Source organism: Micromonospora sp. NPDC049089, assembly GCF_040648775.1.
Taxonomy (GTDB): Bacteria; Actinomycetota; Actinomycetes; order Mycobacteriales; family Micromonosporaceae; genus Micromonospora.
On record NZ_JBEZEH010000027.1, the window covers coordinates 33,805 to 45,207 of the forward strand.

Here is an 11,403-nt window from a genome sequence, read left to right on the forward strand (position 1 = left end):
CGCCAGCGCGGTCTCGGTCAGCACGAGCACGTCGGGCGGCACCGCCTCGCGGGACTACACGATTTGCCGGATCTGACTACGCTTTCCACTGTCTTGGAGGCGATCGATGGAGGGCGCATGTCGGTGAATGAGCCGGCGAGCGGGGAGTTCGCTCGCATGCTGGACGCGACGGTCGGCGCGTTGCGCGCCGCCGGCACTGCGCCGGAGGACGAGGAGGCCGCGCGCCTGCGTCGGGTCGGTGAGTCCGCCGAGGGGCAGGTCCGCGCCGAGTTCGGCGCTGATGGCCGGTTGGAGTCGCTGACGCTGGACCCACGGATGATGCGGCTCGGCTCGGCCGAGGTCTGCGACCACGTGATCGAGGCCGTGAACGCGGCAATCGACTCGATGCGCGGCGGCCCAGCCGTGGCCTCCGGCGACCTGTCGCAGCTCACCGAGCAGCTGGAACAGGTTCGTGACACTGCCGTGCCGCGGCTCGGTGCGTTCCTCCAGGCGCTCACCGACGCGCAGGAGCGGATGGCCCGAGGAGGCACCCGGTGAACGGCTTCGAGGTCGATCCGGCGCTGCTGCGGTCCGGCGGCGACGAGGTCATCGGCGCCGCCGAACGCTTCATCGGCCAGCTGGAGAGCTTCGAGGCGCAGATGCAGGGGTACGGCGAGCCGTGGGGCGCCGACGACATCGGCTCGCTCATCGGCATCGCGTACACGGAGGCGTCCACCTGGGTCCTGGACTGCATCGGCGTCGCGGCCGAGGAGATCGGCTCGGCCGGTAGCGACCTGACCAAGATGGCCGACAACTACGAGTCGGTCGAGGAAGCCTCCGTGGGCGCGCTGCGGGACATCCAGGGAATGCTGGGGTGACGGCATGGGGCTCCAACTGCCCGGCGAGCTGATCACGGCACTCAGCTGGATCGGCTACACCTGGCCTGAGGCCGACGAGGAGAAGCTGTTCGAGATGGGCCAGGCCTGGTTGGACTTCTCCGGCACGGTCGCCGAGGCCTCCGGGCAGGCCGGAACGGCTGCGGCGGCGATCTGGTCGCAGCACCAGGGCGAGTCGATGCAGGCGTTCCAGAAGTGGTGGGCCAACCCGGAGAGCGGTCCCGGAACCCTCTCGGACTACTCCCAGGCCGCGATGCTGATCGGCACCGGCCTGATCATCGCGGCTGCGATCGTGCTCGCGCTGAAGATCCAGGTGATCGTGCAGCTGGCGATCCTCGCCTTCGCCGTGGCGCAGGCGATCGCCACAGCCGTCGTCACGTTCGGCGCATCGCTGGCCGAGGTTCCGATCTTCCAGATGATCACGCGGGAGATCGTGGGCCTGTTGATCGACCAGGTGATCCAGGAGCTCCTGGATGCCTAGCAGGGCGCCGAAGAGTTCGAAGAAACGCGGCGGCGCGGCCAAGCCGAAGGTCGGCAAGGGCGTCCGGGCGGCGGTGAAGAAGGCCGCCGCGAAGCCGGTGGTGCGCAACAACAGCCTGCCCGAGGTCACGATCAAGGTGCAGCGCAAGCCGTTCCACGCGCGCGGACAGTTCGACCGCAAGATGAACGCGCTGAAGAAGCTCAGCGACGAGGGCAAGCTGTTCAAGCAGGCGAACCCGGTCGCTCGGGACAAGAAGATCACGGCCGACTACAAGAAGCGCATTCGGCAGAAGATCTTCGACAAGTACTGGCCCCACGACAAGAAGATGGCGAACGCCCTCGCCGCCCGGCTCCGCAAGCAGCAGCCGGACCATGTGTGGGAGCTGCAACTTGGCGGCGCCGACGACGTTAGTAATCTGAAGCTCCTGCACGGTCAGACAAACTGGGATGTCGGCGGGCAAATCTGGCAGCAGATCAAGAACCTGCCCGACGGCACACCGATCCGAATAGAGGTAGTGGATTGAATCCCGAGCTGCGGGAGCTCATCGCGGAGCTGCGTACCGACCTGGAAGCGGACCAGCCGGCGACGCTGGCGTGGGCACAGATCAATGAGGGCGCTCCGGCCGACCAGATTCCCGCCGAGCTGCCGCAGCCGGTCCGGGAGCTGCTGGAGACCGCCAACGGCATCCTGGCCGGCGCGTTCGACCTGCCCGCGGTCGCGGATCTCGACGACATCCAGTACTACCTCGAGCAGATGCCCGAGTTCACCGGCGTCGCCGACGAACCCGCCGAGTGGCTGGTCATCGGCACACTGAGCGACGAGCCGCTGCTGATGCGACGCGACACCGGTGCGGTCTGGTACTTCCCGGCGGAGACCACCGACGAGTGGTTCATGCGTGAGATGTTCCTCGACGTCGCGCCGGACCTCGACTCGTTCCTCGCCTACTACGTCTTCGGCGCCGGTTACGGCGAGATCGGCTTCGACGACGACGAGTGGTGGGGCTTCCTCGACGAGCACGGTCTCACCACGCCCGGTGACGATGACGAGGAGGCGGACGATTGACCGCGACACATGAGGAGCTCACGGCGCTCTGGGGCGCCGATGGGATGATCTACTTCCCGGTCGACCGGTTCGACGACGTCCTCGGCCCGCTGACGCCAGAGGTCTTCCCGCCGTTCGGGGCCATCCCGGTCGACGTGCCGATCCTGTTCACCGTCGACGTCGACGTGTCCGGCATCGAGTTGTTCTCCAAGCTGAAGATCGAGATCGGCGAGGCCAGCCCGCGCATCCACATCGTCCTCGGCAGCTCGCCCGAGGACCCGCAGCTGCTCTTCTGCCTCGACGCGCTGACCGGCGCCGTCGTGTTGCTGGACCTGGAGACCCCCAACTTCGAGGCGGTCAACGCGACCTTCGCCGCGTTCGTCGAGTTCCTCTACCGGCTCGGAGGGCTCATCGCCACGGACCCGGGCGGTCGGGCCCGCGCGGCCCGCGCCGCCGCCATCCGCGAGGAACTGATGGGCGTGGACTCGTCCGCGTTCGCCGATCCGAAGTCGTGGTGGAGCCTGGCCTTCGATCAGCTGGAGTCCACCAGCGGCTAGCCTCCTCGCCGCCGCCACGCGGGTCGTCCAACCGTGACGCTGTAGGTTCACCGCGCTCGCGGCACCGGCATGGACGCGGCCGGGTGCTCCGGCGGTGGTCCCTTTCGATGCCGTGCCTCGGCGATGAGGGCGTAGGTGTAGCCGTCGACCCAGCCCAGTTCGGCGTGCCAGGAATCGCCGACGCCGTGCTGTTCACGACGCATGCCGACCTTCTCGAGGATTCGCACCGAGGCGAGGTTGTCCGCGAAGCAACCGGCGGTGATTCTCCGAACGCCCAGCCGGTCGAATGCGTACGCCACCACAGCGGTCACGGCCTCGGTCGCGTACCCGTTTCCGCCGTAGGCCGGATCGAAGATGTAGCCCAGGTGGGCCTCGGTCCGTGGTGGCATGCCGGGTTGACCCATGCCGTCGACGACGTCGAGTGAGACGGTGCCGATCACCACGCCGTCGAGGGTGGCCGCCATGCTGTGGTCGTCGGGGTTCGCGGCCGCGCGTCGCCATGCCGCGCGGAAGGACGCGGGGTCGACCTGCGTGCGGAGTAGCCAGCGTGTGACCTGCGGCAGGTTGCGGTACTCCAGGATCCGGTCGATGTCCTCGTCCCGCACCGGGCGAAGCTCGAGGCGTTCAGTGCGTACTGTGGTGTTCGCCATGAGGCGGGACGCTAGTGGACGCAGCCCGGCGAGACGCCCGAATATCGCTCCGATGGCTCCAGCCCCACCCTCGCTGGCAGAGGGCGCGCGGCTCAGTCGACCCGTTGGGCCAGCACCTGCCCCGGCCAGGATCCAACCAGGAAGGTTTCGGTGGGAGTGAACCCGTGGCGCTCGTAGTACGCCACCAACTCGCCACCGCCGCCCGCCCAGCAGTCGACCCGTAGCAGTCGCACGCCGGCTTGCCGGGTTTCCTCGACGGCGTGCGCCAACAGGGCCGACCCGAGTTTCCGGCCGGCGAATCGTCGGTCGGAGACCAGGAGGCGGACGAACCGCTCCGGTTCTGCCGCAGGCGAGATCGGTACCCGGGGGTCGGGCCCCGAATCCAACACGAGGGCTGCGGCCGGCGTCCCGTCCACCTCCGCGATGTACGGGAGGCTCTCGGTCAGGTACCGGTCGACCTGTTCGACCCTCTCGGGCTTCTCCGAGAACGACGTCGTGCCCCACTGCTCGGTGTTGCCGCGGTCGTTCATCCAGACCACCGCGGAGTCGAGCATGTCCAGCACGGCAGGTGCGTCGGCCGGGCCACCGTGTCTGATGCGTACGCCGCGGATGGTGTCGTCCATGGCCGAATGGTAATCCGAGGACTGGTCGACCCCGGTCTGTCGATGCTTCGTCACCGGGCGGAGGGGAATCGAGTCGCGGCGCTCCGGATGTCCCCGGTGCGCCGCCCACCCGGGCGCGCCGGCCTGGCGGCGCGGAGCCGGTCGTCACGGACGAAAATGCGGGGTACGCGGAGCGTCGGTGCCGCACACTCGCCATCATGCTGGCATCCGTTCGTAGCGTCGGGGATCTGGCCGCTGCGCAGGCGCAGGGTCATCGGGTCAGGTTCCTGTTCTTCTGGGGGCACCAGCCCGAGCGTGACGGAGGTGTCGGATCAGGTTGCCTGAGCCAGTGGTGGCCTAGCCCGTTCACAGTCGACAAGCGGCGATTCGCCACCGCGGAGCATTTCATGATGTGGCGCAAGGCCACCCTGTTCGGCGACCGCGCGATGGCGGAACAGATTCTTGCCGCGCCGCATCCCCATGCCGCCAAGGCGTTGGGAGGACGCGTCGCGGGCTTCGATCAGCAGACCTGGAGCGAACACCGCTTTGCGATCGTGGTGGCCGGCAACCGTGCGAAATTCGACCAGAATCCGGCGCTCCGGGCATTTCTACTGGCTACCGGGCAGAGGGTCCTGGTGGAGGCCAGCCCTCTCGACCGGATCTGGGGTATCGGCCTGAACCGTGACGATCCGGCCGCCGGCGACGCGGCCCGTTGGCGAGGGCTCAACCTGCTCGGCTTCGCGCTCATGCAGGTGCGTGAGGTGCTCGGGGATCACGGCGCTCAGGGTGCGGGTCGAGCGTGACAACCGGCTTCGCCAGGTGCCGGGGGAGCCACGAGGATCGATGCCTTGACACTCGTGGATGCGATCGCTAACACTTGTCCGCAACGCGAACTTAACGAACCGAACACATTGTGCCTGTGTCGCGACGCGGCCAGAGGCACCGCATGCGGAGACTCCGAACCCGTCGCCAGGGCCTCCCGGCCTTGGCCCGGACACTGCCGGATGTGTTAACGCTAACATAGATGACCTTGCGAGAGGGGCTGGGGCGGTGGTTCCATGGCGCAGGACAGCGGCATCGCTGCCGACAGCATCCGCCGCCCGCCTACGTGCGCTCCTCGTGCTCTCCGCCGTGGCCGCCGCGGCTGTCGTGGTGGTGGCCGACGGGTCGGCGCACGCCGCCACACTGCCGACCGGCGCCGTCTCGCTGGAGGCGGTCAACCAAGCCGGACGGTACGTACGCCACATCGACTACCTCGGACAGCTCGACCCGGTGACCTCCGGCAGCGCCAACCAGACCAAGCTCGACGCCACCTTCACCGTGGTCAACGGCCTGGCGTCGCCGGCCTGCTACTCCTTCCAGACGAAGGCCGGCTTGTTCCTGCGGCACCGCGACTACCGGCTGCGGGTCGACCCGAACACCGGCGACGCGTCATTCCGGGCCGACGCCACCTTCTGCGCTGTGGAGGGCTCGGTCAGCGGTTCGGTGGCGCTCGCCTCGTACAACTACCCGACCCGGCGGATCCGGCACCGCGACTTCGCCCTCTGGCTCGACGCCTACCAGGACACGGCCGCCTTCCGGGCGGACAGCTCCTTCCGCCTCGTCGCGCCGTGGGCGCCCAGGACCACCAAGGGGCCGGTGATCCCGGGCCTCTTCGCCGATCCGCACATCGCCGTGTTCAACGGCCGTTACTACCTGTACCCGACCACCGACGGCTACGCGAGTTGGGTCGGCACCTACTACAAGGCGTTCTCCTCCACCGACCTGGTCACCTGGACCGACCACGGCGTGATCCTCGACCACGGACCGGACGTGTCCTGGGCGGACAATTCGGCCTGGGCGCCGGCGGTGGCCAGCGCCAACGGTCGCTATTACCTGTACTTCAGCGGTGGCGCGGCCAGCGGCAACACCGCCAAACAGCTCGGCGTGGCGGTAGCCGACAGTCCCACCGGGCCGTTCCGTGACGCCCTGGGCCGGCCGCTGATCCGCAGCGACCAGTTCTCCGGCGGGCAGACGATCGACCCCATGGTGTTCACCGACGACGACGGGCGGTCCTACCTGTACTGGGGGCAGGGCGTCGCGCGGGCGGTGCGGTTGAACGCCGACATGGTCTCCTTCGACGCGGCGCAGGCGCGGGTCATCACCCCGTCGGGCTACAACGAGGCGCCGTTCGTGTTCAAGCGCAACGGTCTGTACTACTTCATGTGGTCGGAGAACGACACGCGCAGCGAGGACTACCGGGTCGCCTACGCCACCGGCTCCTCACCCCTCGGGCCGTGGACGAAGCGCGGCGTGGTGCTGCAGAAGCGCCTCGACCTGGGCATCAAGGGCACCGGCCACCACTCCGTGGTCCGGGCTCCCGGCAGTGACACCTGGTACATCGCCTACCACCGGTTCGCTGTCCCAGCCGGCAACGGCACCAACCGTGAGACCGCCATCGACCGGATGGAGTTCAACACCGACGGCACCATCCGTCCCGTCGTACCGGCCCTGTAGCTGACTGGTTAGCCCCTGCGCTAAGGAGAGAGACACATGTCGAGAGTCCTCGCCCGGCTCTGCGCGGTCATGGTCGCCGCTTGTCTGCTGTTCACCACCTGGTCGGCGGCGACACCGAAGGAGGCGGCCGCGCTGGACCCGACCGTCGGCTACCTGATGGCGCACTTCACCGGCGAGTCGTCGACCGACCAGCAGATCTACCTCGCTCACAGCACGGATGGCCTCCGCTGGAACGACCTCAACAACGGTGGGCTGGTGCTGCGGTCCACCGTCGGCACCCGCGGCGTGCGCGACCCCGCCCTGGTCCGCTCACCGAACGGCGACCGGTACTGGATCATCGCCACCGACCTGTGCATCGGCTGCGGCCAGGACTGGTCGGCCGCGATCAACAACGGCAGCCGCAACCTCGTCGTGTGGGAGTCCACCGATCTGGTCAACTGGTCGGCACCCTGGCTGCTGAACGTTGCCGGCGCGATCCCGGGCGGACGCAACGCCTGGGCGCCGGAGGCGATCTGGAACCCCGCCACCAATGACTACGTCCTGTACTGGGCGACGAACGTCCCGCTCAACGGGGCGACCAAGCACCGCATCTACTACGCGCGGACGACGAACTTCCGTAGCGTCACCACGCCACAGGTCTACATCGATCGGCCCGGAAACCAGGAGATCATCGACACCCAGATCGTCGAGGTGCCAACCGGCGTCGGCGCCTACCGCTACGTCCGGGCCTCCCGGGACGGCCAGATCGGCATCGAAGGCAGCAACTCCATCCTCGGTACCTGGACGAGCCTCGGAAACCTCTCCGGCATCGGGCTGACCGGAGCGCAGGTCGAGGGCCCGATGTGGATGAAAATGAATGCCCGCAACGAGTGGGTTCTCTACCTCGACCAGTACTCCAGCGGACGCGGCTACCTGCCGGTCCTGACCACCGATCCGTCGAGCCCGGGCAGCTACCGACTGCCAGCGTCCGGCTCGTACTCGATGGGTGGCACCAAGAAACGGCATGGTTCGATCCTCAACCTGACCGCGGCCGAACAGAGCCGGGTGCTCGCCCGCTGGCCCGCCACCGCTGTCAACCGGATCCAGTCGTACAACTTCCAGGACCGGTACGTGCGGCACTACGACTACGACGTCCGCGTCGACCCGAACGTCAGCCCGGCGCAGGACGGCCAGTGGCGGCTGGTGCCCGGCCTCGTCGGCTCCGGCACCGTCTCCATCCAGTCGGTCAACTACCCGGGCCACTACCTGCGCCACTACGGGTACGACTTCCGACTGGAGGCCAACGACGGCACCGCCACCTTCGCCGCCGACTCCACCTTCCGGCAGGTCGCGGGTCTCGCCAACTCCTCGTGGACCTCGTTTCAGTCCTACAGCCATCCGGACCGCTACGTCCGGCACTACGCCTACCTGCTGCGACTCGACCCGGTCCCCGACGCGCAGAGCCGTGCCGACGCCACCTTCCGCGTGACCAGCTGACGCTGGCCCCTGATCAAGGAGTCTCGACTGTGGCACTACATCGACGGGTGCTCTCCGCCCTGGTGGCCGCGTTGACGGCGATGGTTGGCGTGGTCGCCGTCGCGTCGACGCCGGCCACCGCCGCCACCAACCAGTTCCGCGGCATGAACTGGGCCGTGTTGGGTGACAACTTCAAAACCGTCCCCCTCGTCGTGCAGGGCCTGAGCGCGTCCGACAGCAACGCGACGGTGCGGGCCAAGGCCAACGCCCTGTACGACGACATGGCGTCCACCATGGGGGTCAACACCGTCCGACTGCCCATCAACACCCACACGGTGGGGACGGCCTGGTGGGAGGCGTACCGAGGTGCCATCGACGCGGCCACCGCCCGCGGCTTCAAGGTCATCCTCGCCTACTGGGAGGACGGCGCCGCCTCCGGCGGCAGGATCACGAACCTCGCCGCGTGGAACGCGATGTGGTCCACCGTGACCAACACCTACGGCACGAACACCAACGTCTACTTCGAGCCGATGAACGAGCCGCACGGCTACAGCTCGGCGGAGTGGCGCGACGTCGCCGCGAACTGGCTCACCTACCACTACTCGGCGGTGCCCAGCCGGGTGCTGATCGGCGGCACCGGCTTCAGCCAGGACCTGCGCGACATCTGCAACGACAGCCGCTTCACCTCGACACTGCTGTCCTTCCATTACTACGCCTTCTTCTACGGCGCGATGACCTACGACGCCTTCCGCAGCCACATCCAGGCCCGCCTCGGCAACTGCGCCTCCCGCGCGGTAGCGACCGAGTTCGGCGCGCCCATGAACGACGGCCGCAACTATGCCGACGCGGGCAGCACCGACAACTTCGTGCGCTACATCCGCGCCATGGCCCAGGTCATGCGCGACAACCAGATGGGTGGCACCTACTGGCCCGCCCTCGGTGGCAAGACCGGCACCATCGGCTACGACTGGTACTCGATGTTCGCGCTGAGCGGCAGCGGCACCGACCTCAACCTGACGGTCCGCAACACCTCGGGCGCCGACCGCATCCGGTACGCGTGGGGCGACACCGTCGGCGATGGCCCGACAACGCCCCCACCATCGACGGGAACGTTCTACCGGATCGATGCGCGGCACAGCGGCAAGGCCATGGACGTCCAGCAGCCGAACACCGCCAACGGCGCCCGCGTCGGCCAGTACACGTACGGCGGTGGTGCGTGGCAGCAGTGGCAGTTCCAGGACGCCGGCAGCGGCTACTGGCGCATCGTCAGCCGGCACAGCGGAAAGTGCCTCGACGTGGTGAGCGCGTCGACCGCCGACGGCGCCGAGCTCGTCCAGTACACCTGCGGCACCGGGGCCAACCAGCAGTTCCAGATGGTCACCAACGGCGCCTACTTCCAGCTCCGGGCACGGCACAGCAACAAGTGCGTGGACGTGCCGGCCGCGGCGACCGCGGACGGAGTGGTCATCAAGCAGTATTCGTGCAACTCCGGCACCAACCAGCAGTGGTCCCGCACCGCCGTCTGACGGTCGTCCCGACGTGACGACCGATCAGTGGCGGCCTTCCCGAGCCGAACAACGGCGGGTTGCATGTCGGCAATCCGTCGTTGTCCGGGCCGCGCGGGGCGGCTCCGTAGCTAGCGTCGCAGCAGATCTCCGGCTTCGGCGCCTACTCCCTGACGTACATCGGCCCGGACCTCTCCGGGGTCGACGCTCCCTGACCGGGTGATGCGCTCTCGGGCATGCCAATAGCCGGATATGGAACAACATGTCAGGCAGCTTCTTGTGGCTGTTCGCCGCCGCCCGGCCCCTGCAGAATTTGGGTACGCCAGGTGACACGGCCGGCAATGATCGCCACCCGACGGGGAGTGAGATGCGGATCCTCAGCGATCGGCTCTGCTCTGGCTCGCGGGTCGGTCCTGCAATTGACAGGCATGCTAGTTTGATGTCCCGCGAAGCGGAGTCCACGGAAGCACCGGGACAACCAGCGCGGACCTCTGTTCCTACTTCGTAGCCCAGCGTGCCCTCATGCGCGCTCGGGAGGAGCTGTCGTGCCCAGAGAAGTAATCGCCTTCGTGCCCCAACACACCACCACCAAGTCGCGTGTCATGGCAATCGTCGACAAAGGCAACGGCAACGAGCTGGATGCCATCGCGACGCTCGATTGGCCACACCAGGCGGTCGCCATTTGTAACCTGTTGAACTCTCCAGACAAGGGGCAGGAGAACTTCTCCGGCCTCTGGCTCAGTCTTCCGGCAAGCGTCCGAGCCGGGCTTGACCAAGCAGCCCAACAGCGCGTCGACGTCACCGATGAACGGCAGTTCCTCGCCACCTGGTTCGTGAGCGAACTCGACGTCCCCAACCTGCCGAGGGACGGCAGCAAGATCGATTGGGCGGGGTTGTTTCCCGCCGCGCAGTGTCCCGCCGATGGGTGCGACTACTGCGACGGCTGTCCGTCGTATGCCGAACGCCGAGGTGATGACGCCGGCAGCGGCCAGTGCGGTCCCGGCGGATCGTGCCGCTGCCTGATGGAGAGCTCGGACGACGACGAAGAAGTCTGCGTATGTCCCTCGTGGAGCGTCGGCCCTCGCTGGGCTGCTGCTCTCTACGAGTCGTTGTGCGGTATGGCGGAGGTCCTTGTTGATCAGGCGGATGGCCTCATGTGGGGGATCGAAGGTCCCGCGGTCGCGTTTCCGGCTTCGTTGATCGCGCAGCCGCCAGAATTCTTTGTTCGGCTCGCGCAGACCTGCGTCGACCTGTGTGACCTGCTGGCCAGGGGAGTGACGCCTGTGCCACACACCATCGCTGAGCTGCTGATGCTCGACGAGGCAGCGCGCTCTCACCTTGTGAGCCACACGACGAGTGCGGGCCTCGATGTCGACGCCATGAAGCAGGAGTTCGAACACCTTCCCGAAGGACACGGTGACTTCGAGTTGGACGCCCTGTGGATGTTCCAGTTCACCAACTCGGACTGGGAGAAGATCGCCGAGTCCGAGACGACGTACCAGCCGTACTCCATGGACCGCATCTTCGACCTGCTCCCGGAGGCTGCGGAGTGGCCCCGGAACGTGAAGCCGGCGTAGCAACGGATCAGCGTCCACCAGCACAGCACAGCGCACCGTGCTGAGCCGGCGGTGACAACGTTTGCGTTGTCACCCCCGGCCGGGTCTACCCAGCGGCAGATAAGGCAGCCGGAGGCCGAGACGGGCCCAGGTACGGGGTACAGATAGGAAGAGCGGCGTGTCTG

The 11,403-nt window shown here is 67.6% G+C and carries 13 protein-coding genes; 11 read left to right on the forward strand and 2 right to left on the reverse strand.

Features of this window, described 5'->3' with window-relative positions; all coding sequences use genetic code 11:
* The first annotated feature begins 117 nt into the window (after positions 1-117).
* Genes AB0B48_RS07435 through AB0B48_RS07460 form a run of 6 tightly spaced genes read left to right on the forward strand, consistent with a single transcriptional unit; the run spans position 118 to position 2,954 of the window.
* Positions 118-537, forward strand: coding sequence for a YbaB/EbfC family nucleoid-associated protein (locus tag AB0B48_RS07435; RefSeq protein ID WP_357197320.1), 420 nt, complete (start codon positions 118-120; stop codon positions 535-537).
* The gene (locus tag AB0B48_RS07440) at positions 534-857 is read left to right on the forward strand and encodes a hypothetical protein (protein ID WP_357197324.1); all 324 of its coding nucleotides are present in this window, start codon (positions 534-536) and stop codon (positions 855-857) included. Before AB0B48_RS07435 ends, AB0B48_RS07440 begins: the two co-directional genes overlap by 4 nt.
* Before the next feature lie 4 nt (positions 858-861).
* Complete coding sequence (locus AB0B48_RS07445) at positions 862-1,356, forward strand: hypothetical protein (protein WP_355006354.1); 495 nt, start codon at positions 862-864, stop codon at positions 1,354-1,356.
* The gene (locus AB0B48_RS07450; protein WP_357197327.1) at positions 1,349-1,879 is read left to right on the forward strand and encodes an endonuclease; all 531 of its coding nucleotides are present in this window, start codon (positions 1,349-1,351) and stop codon (positions 1,877-1,879) included. Before AB0B48_RS07445 ends, AB0B48_RS07450 begins: the two co-directional genes overlap by 8 nt.
* Positions 1,876-2,418 (forward strand): SUKH-4 family immunity protein, encoded by a 543-nt coding sequence (locus tag AB0B48_RS07455; protein WP_357197330.1) that lies wholly within the window; start codon positions 1,876-1,878, stop codon positions 2,416-2,418. The genes AB0B48_RS07450 and AB0B48_RS07455 overlap by 4 nt, the downstream gene beginning before the upstream one ends.
* Positions 2,415-2,954, forward strand: a complete 540-nt coding sequence (locus AB0B48_RS07460) for an SUKH-4 family immunity protein (protein ID WP_357197333.1) — start codon at positions 2,415-2,417, stop codon at positions 2,952-2,954. Before AB0B48_RS07455 ends, AB0B48_RS07460 begins: the two co-directional genes overlap by 4 nt.
* A 47-nt stretch (positions 2,955-3,001) precedes the next feature.
* Here AB0B48_RS07460 and AB0B48_RS07465 read toward each other — a convergent pair whose 3' ends face one another.
* Both AB0B48_RS07465 and AB0B48_RS07470 read right to left on the reverse strand, forming a co-directional pair.
* Positions 3,002-3,604 carry a GNAT family protein gene (locus AB0B48_RS07465; RefSeq protein WP_357197336.1) on the reverse strand — a complete coding sequence of 201 codons (603 nt, stop codon included), beginning with the start codon at positions 3,602-3,604 and terminating at the stop codon, positions 3,002-3,004.
* A gap of 92 nt (positions 3,605-3,696) precedes the next feature.
* A complete protein-coding gene (locus AB0B48_RS07470; RefSeq protein WP_357197339.1) occupies positions 3,697-4,227 on the reverse strand; it encodes a GNAT family N-acetyltransferase in 531 nt (176 codons plus the stop codon).
* 197 nt (positions 4,228-4,424) lie between these two features.
* Between AB0B48_RS07470 and AB0B48_RS07475 the strand changes: the two genes are divergently transcribed.
* The 5 genes from AB0B48_RS07475 (at position 4,425) to AB0B48_RS07495 (ending at position 11,239) form a co-directional block, all read left to right on the forward strand.
* Positions 4,425-5,009, forward strand: coding sequence for an NADAR family protein (locus AB0B48_RS07475; RefSeq protein ID WP_357197342.1), 585 nt, complete (start codon positions 4,425-4,427; stop codon positions 5,007-5,009).
* 316 nt (positions 5,010-5,325) lie between these two features.
* Positions 5,326-6,702: a family 43 glycosylhydrolase gene (locus AB0B48_RS07480; RefSeq protein ID WP_357197345.1), complete on the forward strand. Its 1,377-nt coding sequence runs from the start codon at positions 5,326-5,328 to the stop codon at positions 6,700-6,702.
* Between the two features lie 36 nt (positions 6,703-6,738).
* Entirely contained in the window at positions 6,739-8,178 is a 1,440-nt protein-coding gene (locus tag AB0B48_RS07485; protein ID WP_357197348.1) for a glycoside hydrolase family 43 protein, read from the forward strand.
* Between the two features lie 29 nt (positions 8,179-8,207).
* Positions 8,208-9,683: an RICIN domain-containing protein gene (locus AB0B48_RS07490; protein WP_357197351.1), complete on the forward strand. Its 1,476-nt coding sequence runs from the start codon at positions 8,208-8,210 to the stop codon at positions 9,681-9,683.
* A gap of 524 nt (positions 9,684-10,207) precedes the next feature.
* Positions 10,208-11,239, forward strand: coding sequence for a hypothetical protein (locus AB0B48_RS07495; RefSeq protein WP_357197354.1), 1,032 nt, complete (start codon positions 10,208-10,210; stop codon positions 11,237-11,239).
* Positions 11,240-11,403: the final 164 nt, after the last annotated feature.